The 25,508-nt window shown below is 52.3% G+C and carries 21 protein-coding genes; 10 read left to right on the top strand and 11 right to left on the bottom strand.

Annotated elements, in window-relative coordinates:
- Window positions 1-410 precede the first annotated feature (410 nt).
- Entirely contained in the window at window positions 411-899 is a 489-nt protein-coding gene (locus EI42_RS02415; protein WP_111318459.1) for a hypothetical protein, read from the bottom strand.
- 478 nt (window positions 900-1,377) lie between these two features.
- On the opposite strand from EI42_RS02415, the gene EI42_RS02420 reads away from it, so the two are divergent.
- Entirely contained in the window at window positions 1,378-2,586 is a 1,209-nt protein-coding gene (locus EI42_RS02420; RefSeq protein ID WP_246046306.1) for a sigma-70 family RNA polymerase sigma factor, read from the top strand.
- A gap of 93 nt (window positions 2,587-2,679) precedes the next feature.
- Here the strand turns inward: EI42_RS02420 and EI42_RS02425 are convergent, their stop codons facing one another.
- Window positions 2,680-5,499, bottom strand: a complete 2,820-nt coding sequence (locus EI42_RS02425; RefSeq protein ID WP_111318461.1) for a diguanylate cyclase — start codon at window positions 5,497-5,499, stop codon at window positions 2,680-2,682.
- A 762-nt stretch (window positions 5,500-6,261) separates the two neighbouring features.
- On the opposite strand from EI42_RS02425, the gene EI42_RS31830 reads away from it, so the two are divergent.
- Both EI42_RS31830 and EI42_RS02445 read left to right on the top strand, forming a co-directional pair.
- Window positions 6,262-7,506, top strand: a complete 1,245-nt coding sequence (locus EI42_RS31830; protein WP_137686097.1) for a hypothetical protein — start codon at window positions 6,262-6,264, stop codon at window positions 7,504-7,506.
- 139 nt (window positions 7,507-7,645) lie between these two features.
- Window positions 7,646-8,656: a hypothetical protein gene (locus tag EI42_RS02445; RefSeq protein ID WP_111318467.1), complete on the top strand. Its 1,011-nt coding sequence runs from the start codon at window positions 7,646-7,648 to the stop codon at window positions 8,654-8,656.
- A 15-nt stretch (window positions 8,657-8,671) separates the two neighbouring features.
- Here the strand turns inward: EI42_RS02445 and EI42_RS02450 are convergent, their stop codons facing one another.
- Window positions 8,672-9,898 (bottom strand): serine/threonine-protein kinase, encoded by a 1,227-nt coding sequence (locus EI42_RS02450; protein WP_137686098.1) that lies wholly within the window; start codon window positions 9,896-9,898, stop codon window positions 8,672-8,674.
- A gap of 307 nt (window positions 9,899-10,205) precedes the next feature.
- Between EI42_RS02450 and EI42_RS02455 the strand changes: the two genes are divergently transcribed.
- The 3 genes from EI42_RS02455 to EI42_RS02465 all read left to right on the top strand — a co-directional run bounded on the left by EI42_RS02455 (window position 10,206) and on the right by EI42_RS02465 (window position 12,713).
- Window positions 10,206-10,409, top strand: a complete 204-nt coding sequence (locus tag EI42_RS02455) for a DUF3311 domain-containing protein (protein WP_111318469.1) — start codon at window positions 10,206-10,208, stop codon at window positions 10,407-10,409.
- 89 nt (window positions 10,410-10,498) lie between these two features.
- Entirely contained in the window at window positions 10,499-12,094 is a 1,596-nt protein-coding gene (gene mctP, locus EI42_RS02460) for a monocarboxylate uptake permease MctP (protein WP_111318470.1), read from the top strand.
- Window positions 12,095-12,218: 124 nt separating this feature from the next.
- Window positions 12,219-12,713 carry a hypothetical protein gene (locus EI42_RS02465; RefSeq protein WP_111318471.1) on the top strand — a complete coding sequence of 165 codons (495 nt, stop codon included), beginning with the start codon at window positions 12,219-12,221 and terminating at the stop codon, window positions 12,711-12,713.
- A gap of 57 nt (window positions 12,714-12,770) precedes the next feature.
- Here EI42_RS02465 and EI42_RS02470 read toward each other — a convergent pair whose 3' ends face one another.
- Window positions 12,771-13,370, bottom strand: coding sequence for a hypothetical protein (locus EI42_RS02470; RefSeq protein ID WP_111318472.1), 600 nt, complete (start codon window positions 13,368-13,370; stop codon window positions 12,771-12,773).
- Between the two features lie 432 nt (window positions 13,371-13,802).
- Here EI42_RS02470 and EI42_RS02475 point away from each other — a divergent pair, with 432 nt between their 5' ends.
- Window positions 13,803-15,497, top strand: coding sequence for a serine/threonine protein kinase (locus EI42_RS02475; protein WP_111318473.1), 1,695 nt, complete (start codon window positions 13,803-13,805; stop codon window positions 15,495-15,497).
- A 33-nt stretch (window positions 15,498-15,530) separates the two neighbouring features.
- Here the strand turns inward: EI42_RS02475 and EI42_RS02480 are convergent, their stop codons facing one another.
- The 7 genes from EI42_RS02480 to EI42_RS02510 all read right to left on the bottom strand — a co-directional run bounded on the left by EI42_RS02480 (window position 15,531) and on the right by EI42_RS02510 (window position 23,658).
- Window positions 15,531-15,956 (bottom strand): response regulator, encoded by a 426-nt coding sequence (locus tag EI42_RS02480; RefSeq protein WP_111318474.1) that lies wholly within the window; start codon window positions 15,954-15,956, stop codon window positions 15,531-15,533.
- A 61-nt stretch (window positions 15,957-16,017) separates the two neighbouring features.
- Complete coding sequence (locus tag EI42_RS02485; RefSeq protein ID WP_111318476.1) at window positions 16,018-16,815, bottom strand: alpha/beta fold hydrolase; 798 nt, start codon at window positions 16,813-16,815, stop codon at window positions 16,018-16,020.
- Window positions 16,816-16,821: 6 nt separating this feature from the next.
- Window positions 16,822-17,709, bottom strand: a complete 888-nt coding sequence (lipA, locus tag EI42_RS02490; RefSeq protein WP_111318478.1) for a lipoyl synthase — start codon at window positions 17,707-17,709, stop codon at window positions 16,822-16,824.
- A gap of 103 nt (window positions 17,710-17,812) precedes the next feature.
- Complete coding sequence (locus EI42_RS02495; RefSeq protein WP_111318480.1) at window positions 17,813-19,135, bottom strand: dihydrolipoamide acetyltransferase family protein; 1,323 nt, start codon at window positions 19,133-19,135, stop codon at window positions 17,813-17,815.
- Between the two features lie 31 nt (window positions 19,136-19,166).
- Window positions 19,167-20,153, bottom strand: coding sequence for an alpha-ketoacid dehydrogenase subunit beta (locus tag EI42_RS02500; RefSeq protein WP_111318482.1), 987 nt, complete (start codon window positions 20,151-20,153; stop codon window positions 19,167-19,169).
- Complete coding sequence (locus EI42_RS02505; RefSeq protein WP_111318484.1) at window positions 20,150-21,235, bottom strand: thiamine pyrophosphate-dependent dehydrogenase E1 component subunit alpha; 1,086 nt, start codon at window positions 21,233-21,235, stop codon at window positions 20,150-20,152. Before EI42_RS02505 ends, EI42_RS02500 begins: the two co-directional genes overlap by 4 nt.
- Before the next feature lie 551 nt (window positions 21,236-21,786).
- Entirely contained in the window at window positions 21,787-23,658 is a 1,872-nt protein-coding gene (locus tag EI42_RS02510; protein ID WP_111318486.1) for a PrsW family glutamic-type intramembrane protease, read from the bottom strand.
- A gap of 698 nt (window positions 23,659-24,356) precedes the next feature.
- Between EI42_RS02510 and cmr1 the strand changes: the two genes are divergently transcribed.
- From cmr1 to EI42_RS02525, 3 genes are all read left to right on the top strand, one after another.
- Window positions 24,357-24,608, top strand: a complete 252-nt coding sequence (gene cmr1 / locus EI42_RS34790) for a type III-B CRISPR module RAMP protein Cmr1 (protein WP_170142298.1) — start codon at window positions 24,357-24,359, stop codon at window positions 24,606-24,608.
- Between the two features lie 40 nt (window positions 24,609-24,648).
- On the top strand, window positions 24,649-24,924 hold the full coding sequence (locus EI42_RS33060) for a hypothetical protein (RefSeq protein WP_211325996.1): 276 nt from the start codon (window positions 24,649-24,651) through the stop codon (window positions 24,922-24,924).
- Window positions 24,925-25,219: 295 nt separating this feature from the next.
- On the top strand, window positions 25,220-25,480 hold the full coding sequence (locus EI42_RS02525; protein ID WP_111318492.1) for a hypothetical protein: 261 nt from the start codon (window positions 25,220-25,222) through the stop codon (window positions 25,478-25,480).
- The last annotated feature ends 28 nt before the right edge of the window (window positions 25,481-25,508 follow it).

Raw genomic sequence — 25,508 nt, forward strand, 5'->3', positions numbered from 1 at the left:
CGCGTGGAGTATACCATATTGGGAGATAAAAGTATATTTATATCATACGAAGAACCGCAGATCTGAAAGGGAAAGACAAGAACATAGGCATAGAGGACATGCTATTCTGTATCTCAATTTCTCAACAAGGCGCAGCTTCACAAGAATCGGTGCTTGCCCGCTCACAACACTTCGAGCGCTATTCCCTCTATAGGCCTTGTAGCGCTCCTGCTTTCGCCAGATCACAACAAAGCACTTCTCTTGTGGCTTCACAGCCCCTCCTTCCCTTCAGCACAGCCTCTTTCCCACGATGAGCCTGTATGAGACATACTGATCCCCAACTAATTGTACAGTATTCTATCTCACTTTAACAATATAAGAGGAAGGTAACAGTACTTTCTGCAGTTTAAATACACAAGATCAGGTGAACACTAGTGGGCAAGCAGCCCCAGACGCAACAGAGCAGCCAGCGTTACAAGCACGCTCACTCCCACCAGCAACGCCGTTCCGCAGAGCCAGAAAAGCACCTCCAGATGACCTGGCCTGAGTAGCCAGCGGCGGCAACGCTCCTTCAGTGAAAGCTGACTCACCAGAGAGGGAGACAGCACCGGCAGGCGCTCAGGCGGTGGCGTGATCGAACGGAGATAGGCAGGGGAAGGAGTGGCAGAAAATGCCGGCGGGGGAAAGGTCCTGATATCAGCGATGTCAAAACAATCTTCTTCGGGTGCAGTTGGAATATCCTCAACAGCAGGTGTGCTACAGCAGTGTGGCAGCACATGTTGCTGACATGACACAGGGGAACGAAGCACATATACAGAACGCTGTTCCCGCAACCTGCTCCGAAGTGAGGTGCGAGGCATCAGAACCGGCTTTTCCTGTCGCAATGCCGGAAGAGGTGTGATAGGATAATATTTCTTCATAGGTCTCCCGAAAAGCAGAGATAAACATCAATCTATTCTCCTGTAAACAAAGAACGCCGTTTAGGCCGCTTTTGGGATGCAGCAAGCTAGATTTTCTCCGTCATTGACGAACAAACTGCGGATATATCCACAGCAAGTGGAAAATTTTTCCACCTCTGATGAGGTACAACGCAGAGAGAAAAGCGCTATATGTCGCGATTTTTCAGCAGAAGCGGACCATATGCACTGGCTCTATTGCAGTCCTTACAGCTTCATCTTTTCAGAAATTTTTTCCAGTTCCTTCAGATTCAGGCCGATTGGCATATATCTTGCACCTTTAAAAAGATAAGGGGGGGTGTCTATTCTTGAAGCTGTAGTGAAGCAGCGTATAGACACAGTGTTGCTGGAAACGCTCCAGTCCTTAAAGGGCTCATCCAGCATCACCATTCTCCGGTTACCAAATTATGTGGAATGGGTTTTGAGGTAAAGGAGTAGGTATATGGTAGCCAGTGTGAATAACGTCGGGCCAGTCAATGGGCTCGACAGTCAAGAAACGAGCTACGCAACAGGTGAAGGAACCCAACAGAGAAAACGCCGTGGACGCCGTGCCGCATCAACACAGCCAACCAAACCACCGGCCAAAAGAGGAAGAAAAGCAAGGAGAGTCTCTACAGAGGAGGAAATTCTAGAGACTCCATTACTGGATACTGATGAACGATTACTCTTCCCGAAAGGAAGTGACTTAGAGACAACATTTACACCACCGAAAAAAACAGCGCGCCGAGGCAGACCAAAAGCGACAGCGTCATCTTTTTCTGATCTTGCCGATGAAGAGACATTCCTATACGAAGAAGGCGAAGGTCTTGGAGACGAAGAGGACAGCGAGGTTGATAACGCCATTCGCCAATATCTCGCAGAGATAGGGCGCTTCCCGCTTTTATCCCCTGAGCAGGAACTGAAGATTGCGCATCTGGTCGCTGAAGGAGATCACGAGGCCCAACAACGGCTGGTCGAAGCGAACCTTCGCCTGGTGGTCAGTATCGCAAAACGCTACAACAATCAGGGAATCTCACTGTTAGATCTGATTCAGGAAGGCAATTTAGGACTGATTAGAGCAGTCCAGAAGTTCGATCCACGCCGTGGCTTCCGTTTCAGCACGTACGCCACATGGTGGATTCGGCAAGCCATCAGCCGGGCCGTTGCCGAGCATACACGCACAATCCATGTGCCGGTGCATGTCGTCGAACTTATCTATAAAATGAAGCGTATTACGCGTCAGCTCTATCAGGATCTTGGGCGCGATCCCTTCCCGGAAGAGATCGCCAAAGCGATTAACCTTTCAAAGGAACGCATTGTTGAGCTACAGAGTATAGCAGAGACACCGATCTCGCTTGATGCTCCTCTCATCGATGATGAGCAGTATCACCTTGCTGATACTCTGGAAGACATCAGCGCAGCCGCCCCCGCCGAGGTAGTCACGCATCAGGTCCTCCGCGATCAGATCTCACGTGCTCTTGAAACGCTCAGTCAGCGTGAACGTCAGGTGATTGAGCTTCGCTACGGGCTACAGGATGGCTACTGCCATACTCTGGAAGAGCTCAGCGTCTACTTTAAGCTGACTCGGGAACGCATTCGTCAGATCGAAGTCAAGGCCCTACGGACACTACGCCAACCGATTCAGGTGCATATCTTGCGCGACTTTGCCTGACCTGCTACCGTGAGCTAACCTGAGCGATGGAGAACGCTAGCACTCTCCATCGCTTGTATTTCGCGCCGTCTTTTCCGAGCCAGAAAAGACGTTTTAGCCGTTCTGCAATGTACCATACCCTGCTGTGACCGAGTGTAACCGCTGTATCACTTGCGGTGAAGCGGTCCGCATCACAAACAGGAACGCCTGCACAACAGCGGGGTCAAACTGCGAGCCCGCGCAGCGCACAATCTCCTGGCAGGCCTCATGAGAGGAAACTGACTTCCGACAGACACGCGGAAACGTCATCGCGTCGTAGGCATCCGCTACCGCAAGAATACGCGCCGGAAACGGGATCTCCTCACGCACCAGCCCATCTGGATAGCCCTTGCCATCCCAGCGTTCATGGTGTGCACGCACAATCCCGGCTACCAGCACAAAAATGCCGCCCGCCTGCGCCAGGATCTGGCTGCCCAGCTCGGCATGGCGACGCATCATTTTCCACTCTTCATCCGTCAGCGGTCCGGGTTTATGCAAAATGCTGTCTGGAATACCAACCTTCCCAATATCGTGAAACAATGCTGCAAGTTGTAACAGGCGCACTTCGTCGGCAGGACGTTTCATTTCAACAGCGATCGCATCAGCCAGGATCATTACACGCCGCGAATGGACATACAGGTAGGGATCACGTACAGAAGTGACAGCCAGAAGCGCCTGCGTCGTTCGCTCGTCCACCGTTTCAAACCGTTCTGACGTTGAGAGTGCCATATGAATCGCCCTTTCGTCTTCATCAGCGATGCATACACGATTTCGCCCACTATTCTTTGCGCGATACATTGCGCTATCAGCATACTGAATAAGGGTCTTTGCTTCACTACCATGTACAGGACAAACAGCTACCCCAAAACTGGCAGAAAGCGAGATCTCTGTAGCCGCCGCTTCGGCTTCAACATTCCATTGAAAAGGCCGGGATGCAATAGCCCAACGAAGCCGCTCAGCGATCTCTGCGACTTGCTGCATATCGACGTTCCATACAATGACGGCAAATTCTTCCCCGCCATAGCGCCCCACAAAGTTGTTTTCCCCCACCCCCTGCTGTAACCGCTGCCCTACCTCCCGCAACACCGCATCACCCGCCAGGTGACCCCACCTATCATTGATCTGCTTAAAATGATCGATATCCACAAAAAGAAAGCCCAGTTGCTCATGACGTTGCTTGCTCTCCTGTATATCCCGATCCAGTCGATTCAGCACCGCGCGATGGTTCGGCAACCCGGTCACCGGATCGGTCAAGGCGGCACGAGCATTCTCACGATACAAGCGATCGACATCCGCGATTAACTCCTGTTGTTGCTGTACAAGCACTCGCTGTTCGTTATACGCATCCTGCAACCTTGCCCGCAGTTCTACCTCGCGCTGATGCAAGCGTCGTAGCTCGCTTACCGCCGCGCTGACATAAGGAATGTCAGCGGTGAGCAGCCCAAGAATGCCAAGCAACAGGGTGATTCCCGTAACCAGAAAAAACCAATGCGGCATAGGAACCCAGGGTGATACCCACGAATGCGTCAGCGATGTCGCAATGCCAGTCAATGCCGTCAGACACCCCAAAATCGCCAGCCCGAGCAAGACCAGCGCCTCCCGTTTCGGGGTTCTGCCCTCGGCAGTGCTTTCCCCGCGTAGCTCTCCTGTCAACGCAATAATCACAAAGAGAAAGACCTGAAGCATAGCAACCAGCCAGACAATCAACGCGATTGCCTGCAAAACAGAAAACAGCATATCCAGTAAAAGTACAGGTCGTACACTAAAGACATGCAATGATGGAAGGAGCGTATATAAAACAAGAAAAGTGCAAAATATCACTATAGCCTGTGCGATAATGGCATTATAGGGAATACCACTACGGTTCTTTCGGGCAAAGCGCTCCGGCATGATCCGTATGCAGGCCATGCGATATGCCAGACGCGAAAATGAGAGCAACAAGATCACCGAGGTTCCAACCCGGCAAAGGAACAGCAAGAAGATCAGCACATCCCCGAAGATGTTCTCGCCGAACACGCTGTTCAGCGCGGGGATCACCACACTGCGCGGGAAGGTATAGGTATTCAATGGGACCACAACCACCGTCCCAAAAGTTGCCGCCAGATAACAGCAGAGCACAATCGCACTTCCCACCCAGATCATGCGGGTCTCTTTCCGCACCGACTCCGCAGTCCCTTTGATCTCACGCACCATCAGTGCCAGCGCCTCCCCACCCACCAGCGCCCAGAGGACTGGCCCGAATAGTTCGCTAAATTTAAATTCAACTGCCGAGAGCGGTGGCCAAACAAGCGGCACAGCAGATGCATGTCCCCGCAACAGCCAGAGAACACCCGCCAGCCCGAGAGACAGAAAAAGAGCACAGTAGATGATGGTCAGAACGCCAAGCAAGGAAAACAGGAGACGGAGCCGAAGGAAGCAGAACACTGTCGCTAACGCGAGCACAACTACCATACAGAGCGCCTGATAGATCGGGGCAAGAAACCAGTTCGGGAACAGATGCAGCAGCGGTAAAATTGTACTCTGTAAAAGGACAGTAGTGGCAAAGATACCTGCCAACCAGATCGAAAAAAGAGATAACATCCCCCAGCGTCGCCCCGCGACATGCACCCCCCAGATCACATAACCCAGACGCTGAATCCGCAGATAGAGCCAGCGCATCACTGCATTGCTAGGTACCGTCCAGACAAGCGCACCAACAATCCAGTACAGAAAGGCAATTGTCCCGCTCCTATAAATATTCGGAATAGCAGGCATAAATAGGGTTATCAGCACCACAAAAGTGATAATGTCCTTACCACGCAGGACGCGTGGCAGCGCTTCTGAGGCCTCTCCCTGTAGATAAGGCAGGGGCAGAGAAATCTGCGGTTCCCGGGTATCCTGTGATTGTGAGAACATGCTGTGCCCCCGTTTCTAGCAGCTTTCAGAGCACTTCTTGAGCCCTCTCAAGACGCGCACCACAGATCTGCTCCATTTCTTTGCTTCCGTTCTGCACCCAGGATACCAGAAGCACGTAACAGCAAGCGAGAGAAAATGCCTCATCTTTTCTATACCATATAAGCACTACTTGCTCTTGCTCCATATCTGTGCTGAACAGCATAAAATCCAGCATCCTTCATGCCAGCATTCTGCAATGAAAGTCCAAAAAAAGGGGGAAAAGGCCTTCCTTGTGATCCTCAAAGAGACCTCGAATCGCACAGTAGCATCTCTCGCTCCTCATTGCCACAATCCTCAATCCTTCAAAAACTCGACAATCTCAACAATACAAAAAACATTTCGATTCTCTCTCATTTCACGCTTCACTTTACAGTAACGTTACACCGCTGTCCTTGATGTAAAGCCGTACGGATGTACAGTTAAACAACTACGAAAAAAGCACAATGACCCACTTTCGAGGCAGGGCATTCACCAAACGCTCATAAACAACCGTATTTAAATATTGTGGTACATTTCTGCCGTTCGCTTGACAATACAACTTTTCTTTCTCTACACTGGGAAGAGCAAATATACGCGCTGCAATAGAATCGGCTTTTCGCTCTTTTCTATCAGCCTTTTTGCGATATATGCTACAAAAAAGTTCCATCTTTTCTGGTTACAGCCTTTTTATTTCTCTATTTGCAATTATAACTGGCAGCACAGCCAATCAGGAGGCATACACTTGTGAAAAAGCGTCATTTTGGGCATGCTCAGTGGACATTGAGGATGATGGCGCTCTGTTTGGTATTGCTCTTATTTACCGGGGTAGGCACGATCGCCCTGATGAAATCTATGCTTGTTGATGCGGAGGAATTGGATAACGGGACACAGACGGTAGATGGAACACCGTCTCCCGATCCACTGATCACTGTCACTGCCACAGTGACAACTACACCCCAAACACCTCCTCCAGCTACACCGAGCCCGACCGCGACACCGAGCCCAACGCCTTCGCCTACACCGAGCCCAACGCCATCACCTACGCCCAGTCCGACGCCGGATGAAGGGGGAATGGTTCCGCCGCCGCCGGTTATGACTCCGACGCCGAGCCCGTCACCATCGCCCACACGCACTCCTGGCCCGACGCCCACTTCCTCGCCAAGCCCGGAAGCATCACCGGAGGTTGAGCCCACAGCGACCACTCAACCCGAGGAAACCACCAATACCGAGAAAAATAATCTATCCACCATCTTTCCCATCGTTGGTGCTGGATTTATGATTGTTATCGCTGCTGTCATTATCACGCTGCTGATGGTACGCAAATACAGGCAGCATCAGCAGGGAGAGAAGGGCAAGCGTCCGTACATGTCTCCATCTCTGGCGACCGCTGTACCAGAGCAACAACAGCCTGTTACACCACCACAGCAATTCTCTCCGGTGCCACAGCAATTCTCTCCAGCACCGCCACCAGTTCAAACGCCTGAGGCACCCTGGAGCGCCGAGTCACCGGATGCACCGACAGTCGCCGATATGCCCACACCGGTTTCGCTGAATCAGAGTGGCTCATTGCCTGCATTCCGCTCCTTCCCGACGCCTCGGGAACCAATGTCAGGGGGCTTCTCTACTATCTCCATGCCAGAAGAGCTCTCTCCCATGCCCGCAATGGAGAATCAGGACTTTGCCACGCAGTTTGATGCAAACGCCACGCTCGCGGGCTCATATGCTCTTGTGCCATCCAACAGCCCCGGCGGAAATGGCATTCCCGGCGTGAACTATATACAGGCGAACTCGCTCGATCTCCCGCCAGATCTGCAAAGCAGTCTGGAACAGCAGCCAACCGTGAAAAAGGGTCAGATCTCCTTCACCGGCTTACAGGATGATCCGGTATTGGAGGAAATGATGCAGCAGGTCCAGATGGGACTGTATGTTATGCCAAAGAAGGAGGAGCAAGACAACGGAAACGCGTCGAGCAATAACAGAGTACCATAAGCGTGGTAGGACCTATTACCATAGAGCTATCTATTTGTAGTTCGACATAGAGAAGAGGTACTCTGTATGCAGAGGAAACCCATGCATTGTTCGCCATCCGTAATCTGAGTTGTATCTATTCTAAAGAGAGTTGTTCCTGATGATTGTGCGAGTTCACGCTTTTGACTGGCACCAGTACGCAGATCGTATCATGCCTGCTCTGGCTCGTTGGCTCATCAACGAAGACGAAACCGACGCTTACCAGCTCTTTGAGCAGACCCGATGTGCGCAGGAAGAACTATTCGTTCCTGCGGCATTGCAGCAAGTACGCACCTGGATTCGAGCACGACGCTTTGTGCAACAGTTGCCCCGGCAACAACCCTACCTTGAAGAATATGCTGTACTCTGCGATGCCGCAGCCTTCACCTCTCTCAGCGATACCTATGCGCTGCATCACACTCCCCGACTGCCTCGCCCTTCTGAGGCACTCCGTACTATCTGGGGAGCGCTGATTCAGGAATACTGTCTTCCCTGGCAGCATGGCCCAATCAATCCCCTACCCCAAGCTGAGGATGAACCCGAGATGGCACGCGGCGAAATGATCGCCCTGTTACACACTGCCGGTCTGGATGACCTGATTCATAGTCTTGTGGCCGTACAACACACAGCGGGAGAAGATCCGATTACGCCCACTTCTCTGCCCGTCGCAGAGCAACCACCCCTGCGTTTCGCCCACACCGATTCGCAGGATGACGAAGAAGATGAGGCGCCAGATTTCCCCATCGGGATTGAGCTAGGTCGTTTGCCGGTTCACCTTCAGATACGCGGCTGGCTGGCACGTTATTCCATCCGGGCAATGGCGCTCTTTGAGTTTCTGGCCTGTGGCCGACGCCAGATGCCTTTTGGTTATCAGGCAGGCGACGCCTATGGGAATATCAGCGGCTATCTCACACCGGAGGAAGTCACACATCTTGCTGACTGCTTGCAGTCCATTCCCGTTCCAAAGAAAACAGAAGCCGAGGCAGATTTCCTTCAATTTCGGGAAGCACGACGAAAAGGGAAGACACAGCGTCTGATCGATGAGCTCCTGCCGCTTCATGCAGATCGTCTGGTTCAGGCGGTCCAGAGAGCTGCACTGCAAGAGCATGGTTTGCTCTGCACTCATTCCTGAAAGCGTGCTCAGCTCTTATTCCCTTTTCAAGCGCCAGAAGCCAGACCAGAAAGAGCGACGTTGCTTCTGAACCGGCTCTAGAGGAACCGGGAGCTCATCCTGTATATGAACCTCCTCCAGTGCCTCAACCAATTCAAAAGCCGAAGAGAACCGTTGCTCCGGCTCCAGAGCCAGGGCACGAAGCAGCACACGTTCCAGAGAGCGCGGGATTCCCGGGCGCAGTCTGGAAGGTTCCACTAATTCCAGCCCTTCACAGCGCTCAATCGCATTCATATATGCCTGCTCGATACTGGTTCCCGTTGTCTCTGCGCCTGTCTGCTCGGCACGCATACGGCGTAACGCGACTATCGGAGCGAAACGCGTGAAAAACATATAAAGTAAAGCACCCAATGAATACACATCAGAGCGTTCGTCGGCGTATCCATAGAGCAACTCGGGCGCGATAAAAGGGTTATTTCCCGCGGTATTCAGGATCGGGAAAACACCATTATAAATCTGCTGCGGGGTAAACGGACCCGCACCTTCATGCCAGAAACAGGGGGCAGGCGGCCAGGAAAATAACAATGTCGGCGTCCAGGGGGCCACCCCATCACGATCAACCAGAATCGTCGTCGGGCTCACATCACCCAGAATAACGCCCAATCGATGCAACCGGGCAACCATTCGACACACCTGCAAGCCCCACTGCAAGGCGCATTCTTTGTGCAACCACGCAGGCCAGCTCTCGCGCAGCAAAAGCTCTTGCAGTGTCATTGGTAATACCTGAAGATGGCTGTAAGCACACTGCAAGCGAATGATAAGATAGTAGCGCCCGCCCTCCACAAGCACACGCTCGCTCACCAGAGGCAGGCCAACGGGACAGAACAGCGTTGAGTGTTGCGCTTCTTCCAGCAGAGCATTTTCGATACAATCGCGAACCAGCGGATCAAGCCCAACCAGCACCACTTCACGAATCGCAACCAGCGGCTCAAACTCTTTATCGCCACCCGCCGAGCTACCGACCCGCCTTCCCAGATAGAGATTAACCCGGGGACGCTGATACAGCAGTTGCTCGATACAATAGCATCCATCCAGAATAATATCACCGTTCCGCAGTGGTTCACCTGTATCCGTGCCATCGGGATACGCGGAACAGAAATCTTGAAACGAGAGATCAAGCGGGGTCCGAATCAGGGAGAGCTGCCAGCGAGCATACGCCTGCTCAAGCGTTTCCTCTTCCTGATCATTTATGTTTGTACACATAGCAAGATGCACATCCTCCACCACTCCACAATACATGAAAACCTTTTCCTTAATTATTTTACCTGTCGCAGCAAGTTTTCTGTCACGTATCCATAGCTTGATTGACATTTTTCAAAAAATACCGTAGGATAGCATGAAAGTAGTTTACTCAGCAAACCGCTTATCATCGGGAATGGAACGTCTCTTCTGGTCTATGTACCAGAGGAACCAGCGATGTTCCATAAACTACTTTGTGTTGTTCCCTTTCCAGTTTCATTCTATACTTTTTGTATTCATCACCTCTCTACCCACGAAAAGGAGAACAGCCATGCTAGACCAACAAGGACGACGAAGACGTTGGGCGCGGCTCTTGTTTATCATTCCTCTGGTAGCCCTGCTCTGGGTGCCATTCTACAGCTCCGGTAGCCCCGAACTGTTTGGCTTCCCCTACTTCTACTGGTATCAGCTACTCTGGATTATTTTCACTTCCCTGATTACCGCAGGCGTCTACCTCTTTGAGACCAGACGCTAACCCGACTACTACCCGTCCCATAAAAGGCATTTAGCGCGGCCTTTTGACTTCACTCATCGATGTCTTTGCATGAAAGGAAGAGAGACACCATGCAATGGGATGCAATCATTATCTTTCTATTTTTCTTCCTTTTTGTCACCGTGCTTGGCTTTATCGCAGCCCGCTGGCGGCGCGGTGACTTGAATAAGCTGCATGAATGGGGGCTGGCAGGGCGCCGCTTCGGCACGCTTATTACGTGGTTTCTGCTTGGTGGTGACCTCTACACCGCCTACACCTTTATCGCGGTACCGGCTGCCATGTTTGGCGTGGGCATTATGAGCGGCTGGTTTGCCGTTCCCTATGCCACGATCGCCTATCCGCTGGTCTACCTGTTCATGCCGAAACTGTGGGCAGTCTGTAGACGGCATAACTATGTGACTGCCGCCGACTTTGTCCGGGGGCGTTTCGGCAGCGGCTTACTGGCTCTGGCGATCGCGTTCACAGGGATTCTGGCAACCATGCCCTATATCGCGCTACAAATGTTTGGAATTCAGGTTGCACTTGAAGGGTTGGGCATTCCAACCATGATCCCTATCGGGGGCGTGAATGTCGATATCCCGTTATTGATCGCGTTCCTGATCCTGGCAGCATACACCTATACCAGCGGTCTTCGTGCTCCTGCGATGATTGCACTGGTAAAGGATATCATGATCTTTATTGTGCTCTTTGCCGCGATTATCTATATTCCCTACGCCCTCGGAGGCTTCGGCCCGATCTTTCAGGCAGCCAGTGAGAAGGCAGCGCAGGTCAAAACCTTTATCTTCCTGCCACAACCTGAACATTTCCTCGGTTACGCGACGCTGGCACTTGGTTCTGCACTGGCCCTCTTCCTGTATCCACACTCGGTTACTGGCGTGCTGAGCAGCAGCAGCCCGCGAGCGGTCAAGCGCAATATGGCGCTGCTGCCGATCTACTCGCTGATGCTTGGCCTGCTGGCGCTGCTCGGCTATATGGCAATCGCTGCAAAAACAAAGCCAATTGCCGGTCTGGGGAATAACGGATCTATCCCGGCACTGCTGAATCAATTCTTCCCTTCATGGTTTACCGGCTTTGCCTTTGCCGCCATCGCGATCAGCGCGTTAGTGCCCGCAGCCGTCATGTCCATTGCAGCCGCAAACCTCTTTACTCGTAACATCTACAAGGAATACCTGCGCCCTGGAGCAGGCGACCGTGAAGAATCCGAGGTAGCGAAATGGGCCTCATTTGTGCTGAAGTTCGGGGCCCTGCTCTTCATCCTGAGCATCGACAAGCAGCTTGTGATTAACTTCCAGCTTCTCGGAGGTATCTGGATTATTCAGACACTGCCCGCTGTCTTTCTTGGCCTCTATACGAACTGGTTCAACCGCTGGGCGCTGCTGATCGGCTGGCTGGCAGGGATGGTCTCAGGAACCTGGATCGTGATTGCCAATTCCACTGGAGCAGCCGTGAAAACGGTCGCGCCGATTATCCTGGGCCCAATTCACCTGCCCATTACTTATATCGCGATTACCTCAGTGGTCCTCAATATCCTGCTCGTGCTGATCCTGACACCGATCTTCAACATCTTCAGCCCTCAGAAGGGGCTGGACAGTACGCAGCCAGGCGATTATGATGAAGATCTCATTCCTGCTCAGGAGCCTGAACCGATCGGACAAGCCCTGAGCTAGATTCGGATATCAAGGAAGTTCCTGCACACGCAGGGGCTTCTTTTTTTTGCATCTCATCAATTGCACTCCTCCGCTTCGTGCTATAATAGGCACAATGCTACTAACAGCCACACGGGAGCGCAGAATGAGTTACGAAGACGAATTTGATGAAACCGAACCAGAGGAAGGAAGTGACAATTTACTCGCAGACGATCAATTGCGCCTTCCTGAAAACGCCAATATCCTGGTCCGTATCCACGCTGTTCGGGCCTGGCTTGATCGCCGCCAGCGCGAGATAAAATTAGCGATAGGGCAATCAGCGCTGAAAATGCAATACATTATGGAGGAAGAGGATGAGCGGCCCCGCCGGCGGCGTACGCAGGTTGATTCTCTTCAACAGATACAGCAGCTTCAGCAAGCAATTCAGGATGCTCAGGAGCAACTTCAGATGTTTGAAGACGCCGCCATGCTGCTTCAAGAATGCGTTGACCACCATACAAGCGGTGAAGGCACCCTGGTTGAATACTACCTGCTGCTTGAGGACGCCCTGTTGCAGGTGGAAGACCATCCCGCGCAAGTTGAGGCCCTTAGTGAAGTGATACGGAGGGTTGAACATGTGTCGGCCCCCGACCTTGACTAGCCACACAAAAAAGAGCGAGGGCTGAGAAGGTCCTTCGCTCTTTTTTTGTTCTGAGAGCTACTTTTCTTTCAGAGGAATAAGCGTCGTGCCAATGCGCAGCTTGATATCTCCAAGCGAGATCTGCTGATCAACCGGAAAATCAATATAGCCTTCCTTGGTCTCTCCCTGCAAGAGCTCGGGAGGCAGTCCAGCAAATTTGGGGCTGATCTCCTTGCCATTGCTGAGCGCAAGCGCGACTTCGGAAGAAACATACTGGAAGCCAATGGGCTTCTGCGTCGTATTCCTGACTTTTACATAAATACGAGTAGTATACGGGCTACTTTTCTTCTTGAGATCCGAAAAGCTCTCGGCTGTTTGTGCTTTCTCTAGCGTAAACTCCAATCCCTGCACCGTAACAGGCTGCGTCTTCAATGCAACCTCTTCCATCAGGTTGACGGGACTCGGAACCGGTTTGGTATCTTCTGCAAGAGGATTATCAGAGAGCGTTTCGGCGCGTGGCAGGTGACTGAAGAGCATCCAGCCAATCACGCCAAGAATCATTAGTGCAAATAAGCCAGCCAGGGTCAACCACTTTCCTCGACCCTGAGTCGTTTCTAGAACCTCATTGTCCTCTTCCAGTTCTATCTTTGTTGGCTCCTGCTGTTCCGTTTGAGTCATGATGATACTTTTCTCCTGTTTGACTAGTCCACAAGTTACCACCTATTATAGCAATTAATGGCACGAAACGAGTAGAGGAACTTCCCATCTCCAGTATGACTGTGTCGGAGCTTCAGCGACCTTCCTGGCACTCAATCAGTGCTCAGCAGTACCATTGTATGGGATTACGGGCCACGTTTTCCTGTCACGCCAGTCTCTTCACCACAGGGATACAGCATTTATCAACCTCCACTTACTCTTCACTTTCAAGCAAAAATAGGAGAATAAATTACAACGTGACTGAGGGAATTTAGCTATACTGCTTCCTCCCCGTTGACAGGCCAAGCATCCGATTGCTATGCTAAGGACAGCAACTCATCCATTAGACAACAGACCGCGTTTCTCATTCGTTACGGCCGTATAAAATAGAGCTGGCAGGGGTTCAATTTTCTCATGCAAGAACATGCTTCTTTTATTGGCAGACAACTTGGGAATTATCTTATCACTGGCGTGCTGGCATCCGACTCACACTGTATTCATTTCCAGGCACAGAACATTTCCATTCCTCAACAAATAGTACAGATCCAATTCTATCCTCATGCGCCTCTGACCGAGGCACAGGCGTATGAGGCCTTCCAGCAGGAAACGGCAATGCTCCGAAGCTTGCAGCACGAGTCCCTTCTTCCCTATCTTGATGCTGGCATTGAACACGGAATCCCCTATCTGGTCAGGCCATATCTGCCTGCTCGGACACTGGAAACACTCTTACAACAGCAGCCAGAGCGCCAATTCACCTGCACCGCCATGGATATACTGATCTCACAGATCGGGCAGGCGCTCACCTATTTACACTCACAGGACATCGTGTATGGAAACCTGCACCCCGGAAGCCTGCTTCTGGCGGACAACGGGCAGCTCTTTCTGACCGATATCCATCTGCACTCGCTGCCCAATGCTGAACCTACCGACAAAACCGCGCCTTATTTACCGCCCGAGGCACCTTCGGGAGATGCCGAGAAAAAGAATGATCTCTATGCATTGGCAGCCATTGCTTACGAGCTGCTCACGCGGCAAAAACCCTATCACGTGCCTTCAACCACGCAACCTGGCACCTACTATCGCACAAAAACGCTGATAGCGCCCTCGCATCTTAACCCGGCCATCCCGTCCGAAGTCGATTTGATACTGCTTCAGGCATTGAGTCGGGATCCGGCCCAACGCTACTCAAAACTGCCCCGCCTGCTGGCCGCCTTGAGTGCCGCCACAAAGGGAGAAGTCTATCAAAGTATTCCATCAATTCCGGATCCGCAGCCCGGGCAGGTTGCGCCAAACGCTTTTGATCTTGCCGCAGCCCCCACACAGCTAGACATACCTCAGATGCAGCAACCTGATATGGGGACTTTCGATGCACCGACCGCTGCACAGCCTGTTGCCGAGCCAGTCGCGCCTCATCCTTTGCCGCAGCGCCCACCAGCCAATCAACAGCCCAACAAGTGGGTCGTGCTCTCAACCGTGGGGGCAATCCTGTTGGTCATCTTTGCCTGCGTTGGTGGCGGCCTTGCCTTCTTTCATCCCATCTCACAACCAAAACAGATCACGAACGCCAGTGAACCAACCACGATTACAATCAGCACCGAGGATGTATCTATAACGCAAACACCTGGCGCCACCTCTACACCGACAGCAACTCCTTCTCCGACAGCGACACCTTCCCCCACCCTTACGCCTTCACCCACACCAACACTCACGCCCTCACCGACAGCGACTCCTTCCCCCACCCCTACGCCTTCACCCACACCCGAAGTTAAGGCGGGCACACTTGCGCTGGAAACAGCCACCTTTGCGCCCTCGATGGCAGGCGGGAATTGTCCGTTTATGGGTTATGATAGCAAGCATAATCTTGTGTTTCGCTGTCAGACAACGCTGACCTTGAGCGATGACGCCTCAACAGAGCAGCATTGGAGTGCCGCAGCCTCAGGAATCGTAGCGAGTTTTCCTTCAGGGAATGAGGGAACCCTGGCACCAGGAGAGCGAACATCTATCACCTTTCAGGTCTATATCCCCTCCTATAAGCAGCTCTGTCAGCAGGGAACCATTACCTTCACAGCACAGGGGACATCAACAACCGCGGTCTGGAAATGCTCTTAAGAAAGATAGGCTCCTCGAGCACAGGGAGCCCCTTTACCGGCGCTCTCCATTGCGCATGGCAAATTGACGCACTACGTCAAGAAGATCGCGAACATGGAACGGTTTGACAATCACCTGCTCAACCCCCAGTTTGAGCGCCTCAGCCTCTCGCATGCCTGCCGTAATCACCACAATTGCAGGCTGCGGGAGCGAGGGGTGCCATTGGCTGCGCAGGCGTTGCAGGAATGTATTGCCATCCATACCCGGCATTGCCAGATCAAGCAGGATCACAGCAGGATAGCGCCCTTCATGTAAAGCAGTTGTCAGCCAATCCAGTGCTTCCTGACCTTCAGCCGCCTCCGCAGGCTCGTACCCATCAAGCTCTAAAGCCCAGGAAACCATATCCCGTATCGCCGGATTATCATCAACCACAAGGACCAGTGGAGGATGTTGTCCATCCCAAGACTGTACCTGGCTCATGACTTTTATCCCTCAGGGGAACGTACCGCCTCCCGGCACGTTTCAGTAAGAGCAACAAGCACTACAGAGTTTTCGGTAAAAACGAGCGGAGAGCCTGATCAAAGCGTGCCGGTTGCTCAAGGTTCGACAGATGCCCGGCCTCTGGAATAACAACAAACTGCGCATCAGGAATACGAGCGGCATAGGCCTGTACCTTCTGCGGAGTCATAAGGCTATCCTGCTCGCCCGTGATAACCAGTACGGGGCAATGGATATGAGGAAGCAGGTCGGTCGAATCCAGACGCTGAGCCATACCACGGGAGGCCCCGGCAATCCCTTCCGGGGTCGCAGCATGGATCATCTGGCGCACACGGGCTTCAATTTCAGGATGATGCTGTCGGGTAGCAACCGAGAGCAGTTTTGGCACCTGAATATCAGCAATCGGGTCGACGCCCTGCGCTTCAACCAGCGTTGCCACCTTCTCTCGGTTTGCTTTGCCCTCCGCATCATCAGGTTCGGGCTTCGTATTGGCCAGAACCAGCCCGCGCACGCGCTGCGGATATTTGCGTAAGAATGCAAAGGCCACATAGCCGCCCATTGAGAGCCCACAGAGAACAGCGTTCTGCATTCCCAGGGCATCCATCAGGCCAGCGACATCATCGGCCAGCGCTTCCATTGTGCTGACCCCAGTATCCGCCTCGCTCTCGCCAAAGCCACGCCAATCCAGCGAAACCAGGCGATAACGATTCTCGGGGAGCAGCGCCTTGATCGTCTCATCCCACATGCTCCGATTGAGCGGGAAGGCATGCAAGAAGAGAAGCGGAACCCCTATTCCATGATCGTCGTAAGCTATATCTCGGCCTTTGATTCTTACTTTCACAGATACTTACTCCTGATTCAGGACCTCAGTTGCCTCTTCGGCCTGCTCACGTGCATGATACGAACTACGAACAAAGGGGCCCGCCACCACAGTCTTAAAGCCGAGCTTCAGGCCCTCTTGCTTCAGTGCGTCGAACTCTTCCAATGGTACATAACGCTCAATCGGCAGATGCTTAAACGAGGGACGCAAATATTGCCCGATGGTCAGAATATCGACATCGTGTTCACGCAGATCGCGCATGACCTGAATAACCTCATCCCAGGTTTCTCCCAGACCAAGCATAAAGCCTGATTTTGTCGGGGCCTTTGGATGCATTTCTTTCGCCCACTTGAGCACCTGTAAAGAGCGCTCATAAATGGCCTGCGGTCGGACACGCTTGTATAGTCGGGGGACCGTTTCCACATTGTGATTGAACACATCGGGTTTTGCATCCATTACTACCCGTACAGCATCATAAACCCCCTTGAAATCCGGTGTCAAGATTTCTACCTTACAAGCAGGGTTCATGCGACGAATCCAGCGAATAGTAGCAGCGAAGACAGCCGCGCCTCCATCCTTCAGTTCATCCCGATTCACCGAGGTCACGACCGCATGACGCAGATCCATTGCTTTCACGGCTTCAGCGACACGCTTTGGCTCTTCCCAGTCGAGACCCAGAGGGCGCCCCGTCGCGACTGCACAGAAGCCACAACTTCGTGTACAGACACTTCCCAGAATCATAAAGGTGGCTGTCTTCTGCCCCCAACATTCCCCGATATTAGGACAACGCGCCTCCTCACAGACGGTATGCAGCGATTTTCCGCGCATCAACTGCTTTAACTGCTCATAGTTCTTGCCGCCAGGAGGACGAACCTTCAACCATTCCGGTCGTCGTTGAGGGATACTAATTGTCATTGTTTTGTTTCCTTAGCTCTTCTTGAAAAATGGAACTACGGGCAGGCCCCTATGCTTTTCCAGGAGCCAGCCCAGACGCTTTTATCGTCTGCCATGCAGGCATTTAGTACACATCAATCTCTTTGCCGTAGCTCTCTAGCTTTGTCTTGACGGCTTTCATAAAGCCACCCGACTCGGCACCATCCAGCAAGCGATGGTCGAAGGAGAGACACAGATACATCATATACCGAATAGCAATAGCATCATCTTCGGTTACGACCGGGCGCTTCACAACGGCGTTCATTGCCAGAATACCCGCATGAGGCTGATTGATAATCGGTATAGATATGATTGTACCAAAAACCCCGGTATTATTCACCACGAATGTGCTGCCCTGCATGTCCTGAATGGTCAGCTTATTCGCGCGAGCTCGCGCCGCCAGATCATTGACCTTGCGTGCCAGTCCGGCAATTGTCAACTGATCCGCATCATAGATAGTGGGCACAACCAGCCCGGCATCAGTCGCAACGGCCACCCCCATATTGATGCGCTTCTTGATAACAATCTTGTTATCTTCCGTCCAGCTTGAATTGAGGATCGGGTACTGACGAATCCCCTCACATACCGCCTTGATAACGAACGGCACATAACTGAGTGCATAGCCCTCGCGCTGTTTGAAAGCCGCCTTGTTCCTCTCCAACCACTTCGCGATGTTGGTCATATCCACCTCAACAACCGCAGTGGCGTGAGGAGAAGTATGCTTACTGCGCACCATATGCTCAGCGATAGCCAGGCGCATACGCCCGGGCTCAATGATCTGTACATCTTCTCCTGGCTCAAAGCTGACCGCAGCTGGTTGCGGTAGAGTCGGAGCGGGCTTCGGGGCTGCAGGTGCGGAAGGTGCAGCGACCGGGGGCTGTTCCCTCTGCTTCTCCAGATAAGCCAGAATATCTTCTTTGCGGACGCGCCCGTTCAGACCAGTTCCCTGAATCTGGCTGAGATCAATTCCATGCTCACGGGCAAGGCGGCGAGCCAGCGGTGAGATTCGTTGGCGCTCTTCGGTCGGTGGCTTCTCGGTGGGTGCTGCCGTACGGGCGGCTGCCTTCTCCATCACAGGCGTTTTGGCCTGGGCCGGGCTGGCCACGGGGGCCGCATCGGGACCGGGAGCGGTTGCAGGAGCTTCAGGCGAGCTCTCAGACGGGACATCGGCGCTCTCTTCAATCAGCGCGATATCGGTGCCGACCGCAACCGTTTCATCGACCTGAACCAGAATCTTCGTCAGGCGACCGGCGACCGGCGAAGGGAGTTCCGCATTGATCTTATCAGTAATGACTTCTGCAATTGCCTCGTCACGCTCGACGTAGTCGCCCTCTTTTTTGAGCCAGGCCCCAATAGTTCCTTCAGAGACCGATTCACCCAGGCGAGGCATCTGTACCGGCGTTGGCATAATCGTACACTCCTTCTTTTCTGTCTTCTACTCAGTACGCGGCAAGCTCACGAGCCGCAGAAAGTATTTTCGCTGCATTTGGCAAGTAGGCCGCCTCTAACGCAGGAGCATAAGGGAATGGAGCATCTGGAGCAGCAACGCGCGTGATCGGGCCATCCAGGTATTCAAACAGATCTTCAGCAATCAAAGCGGACAGCTCCGCTCCAACGCCTCCGGTTAGCGCATCCTCATGGACGATCAAGACCTTATTCGTGTGCTTCACCGAGGCCGAGATAGCCTCACGATCCAGCGGGGTCAGGCTCCGCAGGTCAAGCACCTCAACCTCCAGATCGTCCTCTCGTTCCAGAACTTGCGCAGCTTGCAGGCACTGATGCACCATTGCGCCATAAGTAATCATGGTCATGTCTTCCCCTTCACGCCGGACGATTGCCTTGCCAATCGGGACGACATAGTCTTCCTCCGGCAGCTCTTCCCGCAGCTCGGGCATACGATAGAGCAGCTTATGCTCAAGGTAGAGCACCGGGTTATTATCACGAATCGCCGCTTTCAGCAAGCCTTTTGCATCGTAGGCCGTGGAAGGATAGACGACCTTGATGCCCGGAGCATGGAAAAACCAGGCTTCAGGCGTGGAGGAATGGAAAGGGCCACCTTTGGTGCCGCCCCCGGCGGGGCCGCGCACAACAATAGGAACCGGCATGCCCACACGCCAGTACATCTTCGCCGCCATGTTGATAATCTGGTCAAAGCCACAGGTGATAAAATCAATATACTGCATCTCGGCAATCGGGCGCATCCCCATCAGCGCCGCACCAACTGCCGAACCAATAATCGCAGCCTCAGCCATCGGTGTATCAATGACGCGCTCGGAACCGAACTCTTCAAGCAGACCGGCGCTCACTTTAAAGGCTCCACCATAGGTGCCCACATCCTCACCCAGGAGAAATACCGCCTCATCTCGTCGCATCTCTTCGCGTATGGCCTGGCTGATAGCTTCCAGATAGGTAACTTTCGCGCTCATCGCCGTCCAATGGCCTCCTCTGTCTTCCGTATCGTGGTAAATGGCTGCCCGGTTCGCCGATCAAGCGCATTGACATAGCGTGTATCTTCTGCCCCCGGCTCGCCAACAATTGCAATCGGTCCATCGGGAGCAAACACATAATCAGCGACCGTTTCCGGATCTGGTGCCGGACTTTGTTCAGCAAAGCGTACAGCATCATCTGTGACCGCTTTGATGTTCGCCTCAATTTCGGCTTTTTTTGCTGTGGTTAGAATTCCTTCCCGGGTCAGATACGCCTCAAAGAGGTTGATAGGGTCTTTCTTCAACCACTCTTCGCGCACATCCTGCGGGACATAATCGGCTTTATCGGCCTCCGAATGTCCACGAACTCGAAAAGTCTTGCACTCAACGATAGCTGGACCCTTGCCGCTTCGTGCATGCTCAACGGCTTTCCCGACCGTTTCGATGACGGCCAGAACATCGTTTCCATCCACCGTTTCACCGGGGATGCCATATGCTCTGGCACGCTCAGAGAGGTTCTGAATATTGAACTGCTTATGGGAGGGGGTAGAATACGCATAGCCGTTGTTTTCGATCACAAGTACAAGAGGAAGTTTCTGTACAGAGGCAAAGTTCATTGCTTCATGGAATGGACCCGTGTTGGTGGCTCCATCGCCACAGGAAGCCAGAACAATCGTTGAACGCTTCCGCATCTTCATCGCGAGGGCAACTCCGCACGCAACCGGAAGCGATTCGCCAAGCATACTGATCATAGGCACAATTCCATGATGCATGTCGCCTATATGTAGCTGCCCATCGCGTCCTAGCGTCGGGGAGTTTCCGCGAGCTAACCATTGACACATCACTGCACGAGGCGAAGTCCCTCGAACAAGCTGCATCCCCAGATCCCGATGCTGCGGAACGATGCAGTCCCCATCGCGCAGCGACATTGCTGCCCCGACAGTGGTGGCCTCATGCCCTTGCGCTGTATAGACACCCCCCACGACTTTTCCCTGCAAAAACAGGGTCCGGGTTCGGTCCTCCATCGCACGGGTGAGGCGCATAAAGTAATAGATCTGTAGCAGGTCAACCCGCTCCAGCATGTCCTTACACCCTTCTTTCTCAAATCTCTACATGAAAAAATGTAAGCCTACCTGCGTTCATGCTAGCATGTGGTTCAAAGGGGTGTCAACCACGCTTAGCTGCTCCCTTCTCAGCCTGATGCCAGCCGCCCAGATAACAGGCTCTTGATCGAATGCCTGATATCTCTCTCGCTACTCTCTAGCGGTATAAGCTATAGAGCTGCACGCTTCTCCTCTATTGTAGCACAACCTGCCTGCGAAAACGCGCCAGTCGCCGTCCCATTCCCTCAAAAGAGGAGAGCTACTTGTCTCTTTTCCCCACTCGCATCTTGTTACTGCAAGCTCCTGTTTGTATGGTTCTTACGCTCTTTCCCTTCTGTATCTCTCTGCTCCACATAGCTATTTCTACATCTGAAATGGCTCTTCTCTCCGGTAAAAGAGAGGCAACAGACCAGTTCCGATTATGCAAACTAATCAGAACTTGCTATTTTGCCCCTTCTTGTTACATGCATGAGAGAGGAAAAGAGGTATTGCTGGCGTAAAAAAAAAGAGGGCAAGATGCCCTCCTTGCTCTACTGGTGGTCCTTGCTCGCTTCGAGCTGTGCCGCCTCTATCTCCTGGCGGAGCCTCCAGATCCGTTGTCGATAGGCCTCCTCGGGCTGAATCTCGCGCCGCTTGGGCTTATCACCTGTGCTGACGTGCCACTTGCGAAACGCCAGTCCGATTTCTGTCTGATAAAGAGCCTGCACACGCAACCACTGCTTGAAGCCTTGAGTCTGGCGCACCTTCTTCTCAACACGCCTGCGCTGGCTCGCACTTTGCAACAGCGCGTATTCCTCGACCGTCACCGTACCCGAGCTCACCTCATCGGCCAGAAACTCACGAATAATGGCCGATTCATGGGTCAGCGCTCGTAGCAGAACATAAACCAGCGAGATCTGCGCCAGCAAAGGCAGAACATAGTTACAGCTAATCGCAAGCCACCAGAAAAACATGGTCCGATTGTTCTCCGGCGTCGGGAACAGGATCTCGTAGGCATAATAGTTGACACTGTCAAAGACCGTATGCAGGAAAATCGCGATCAGCAGCCCCACCAGCGGGATCAGAATTTGTTTCCAGCGCACCCGTGTATGCCGAACATAGCCCAGAGCCGCACCAAAACAAATCGTAAAAGTCGGGTGCGTCAACCAGCCAAGCACAATACGGCCTACAATCAGGTTTGCCAGCAGGCTTGTGGAAGAGTTGTCGATAAAATAGCGTGTGTTCTCGACCATTGCCAGGCCTGCCCCGATCAGTGCCCCGTAGACAATTCCATCCGTCACATTATCGAACTCGTCACGCAGGAACAGGAAGAACAGCAGCAGCCCGAGCCCCTTCATCACCTCTTCAGTGATCCCGGGATTGAGCCCACCCTGAAGCAGCACAATCCAGAAAGTATTTGTTTCCAGCTTGAAACCGGCTGCCTGTATCAGCCTGTCAACTCCTTCCTCGATCCAGACCGAGAGCGGGACCGCAATCGCCGCTCCCCAGAGGAAAGCCGCGAGTTTCAGGAACCAGGGCTCTCTTTCATAGGAATCAATAAAGTTTACAAGAAGAACAATTAGTCCGGCTGGAATCAAAGGGATCAACACAGCCATCAGCAGGTTAGGCAACCCATCTTGCCGCACCGAGCCAAGACTGATAAAGCTGTTCAGCATCAACGCCACGATCAGCACAATAATCCCCAGAGCTGCAAAGAGCCAGAGGAGCCAGCGTTTCCGGAGACCAAAGCGCCGGGGTAACGCGAATTCCAGCGTGACCCCCACGCCAAAAAGCTCCTCGTTCTGTACATTCCAGGTTTCCTGTCGTTCTTCGCTCTCACCTCCCCGGCACAGATCTAGCGTATCTGGTATCGCTTTTGGAGTCGGTTCAGGGCACCAGGAAATATCAGGAGCTGGCGTTATACTCCCCGGAGAGACCTGTTCCTTTCGCTGCTGCTTCAAGGCCAGCGCCTGATCTTCAAGCAAGACTTGCTCTTCCTCTTCAATCAGCCTGCTATGTCCGTCAGCTACCAGGGGACCTGGCCCACTCTCCTCTATGCCGCTGTTCTCAGGCGCAACCAGTTGTAACAGAGTACTCCCGAGCACAAGATAATCCTGAGATACCAGCGGCATGCTTTGCCCAAAGGGAACCGCCTTCCCATTCACTCGTACGATACTATTTTCGGTCAAATTATAGACACGCCAGCCTTCTTCGGTTACTACCAGGCGTGCATGCTCACGTGATACGGTTGGGTCCATCAACAAAATATCATTACTTAAGGCTCTACCAATTGTCGTAACCCGATTGGTCAGTACATGCACAGGCCGGTCGTGAGGCAACCACTCAGATGACTGTCGTTTCGCCGCTGCCCCCGACGGCGGGCGCACCCGCACAACCCGCAGCACACCAAAACTCTTTCTCATCTAACGTCCCCGGCTTTATAGGTTTTGCCCAGGACACTTTCAGGTCACGCAGGAGGCGACCACAAACACAAACATATCCTCATCTGGCTCTGCTCCACTTTTCCCATACGCTCCTGACAATCCCAGTGTAACAGGGTCCTGGCGCCATTCTCCCAGAAATACCGTTCATGTGATTTGTACGTTATTGTACTATATCAGCTTACTCAACTATTGACCAGAGAACCCGCCACGGCGCTTGAAACCTCCCTCTAACAGTCTTTCAAAACAAGAGAACGGCATGATTTTCCATTGATTCCCATTGGATCAGAATCTCCCCGTTTCATAAATAGAGCCCTTTCGCTCCTGAAAACATTTCTTTTGAAACTACTTTTCTTCTACTCTATCATAGTATTCCACATTTCCCTGACATATCCCATGCATACACTTCCCTTTTTATTTTATTTTCCATCATTTTTTGTTCAATTTCAATATTGGTATTGTTCTTCAGAGAGAGGGAACTATAGTACGTCATTACATCCTTTTCTCTATTTCACCGCATTAACTTCAGTATCTTTTTCTCTCCATCATCTATCCCTGAAATGCAGTTACTCACTTTATCGTCTACATCCTTGCCAGTTTTATAAAATATAGATATACTACAGGTAAAATTTCGTTCTATTGATAGAGAGGGAAACACATCAGAAAGGATGCATATGATCATGTTTACTCTCCGTACGCTTACCCCTCTTTTTCTTGCCGGTGCCAATCAGAAAGCTGCCGAGCTCCGTGCCCCCTCCTTTCGAGGACAAATGCGATACTGGTACCAGGCTCTCGTTGCAGGAGTAGAAGGGCCAGAAAACCTGCAAGCGCTACGCGAGGTTGAATTTGCCGTTTTTGTCTCCTCATCTCCGGTTTCTGCCTTCAATCCTAAAAATACCTCTCAAGTCATCAAAAAAAGCTATAGAATATAGAAAACCGCCAGCAGCAGGAGAAGCGTATCTATTCTGTTCAATGGACTTTGCTGTCAGAGGTAAAACTACCCTTCTTCGCCGCTACTGCTTCCAGGAGGAAACTCCCTTTCAACTCGTCATTCAGGCTCATGATGCACACATCGAACAACTGAAACAGGCAGTCGCCTCTCTCTGGCTTCTGACTCATCGTGGCGGGCTTGGGTCTCGTGCACGCCGTTGCGGAGGCAACCTGGTTGTCCAGGATATCCAGTATCAGGGGAAAAATATACAGGTGCTCTTCGGGCTCTCGTTCACAAATACTTGTAGTGCAGAGTAGCTCGCCTTCCAGCTCTCTGATGGCATCAAGGCTGCCCGCAACTTCTGTTGTAAAAAATCGAGAAAAGAATCGACCTATAACATCTAGCTTTGATATCCTGAACAGGAACACATGCAAACTCCTGGTCGCTCAGTTCCGCACCCCATTAACAAACGTTAAAGACGCACTGCATGCTTTGGTGATAGCTTAAAAGCCTGGAATCAAAGAAATCCGGGAAGGGATCTCAAGCGACACTCACCACTACACCTTCGTCTTCTGCAACTGCAAACTACTACGCCATAAATAAGATGTCGCAATGATATACAAAGCTCAAGCCCTGATTGTTGAGTGTAAAACCGGGACAAAAGGAAAGAAATCGAAGACAGTCAGAGATGTTACAACTGTTGCCAGTTCAATTGGTCACCGTTTCGTTGGCAAGTTCCTGATAACGAGCCTATTCACAAACCAGATAGATCCAAAGAGACACGCAGATATTCAGCATAAAGCAGAAAAAGACCACACCTTCGTTATTACTGGAGAGGAGCTCCCCCGAGTGAAGGAGTTTCTCGTAGAATAAGCCATAAATCCAAAATATCCACGCATTT

This window comes from Thermosporothrix hazakensis (assembly GCF_003253565.1).
GTDB classification, from domain to species: Bacteria; Chloroflexota; Ktedonobacteria; order Ktedonobacterales; family Ktedonobacteraceae; genus Thermosporothrix; species Thermosporothrix hazakensis.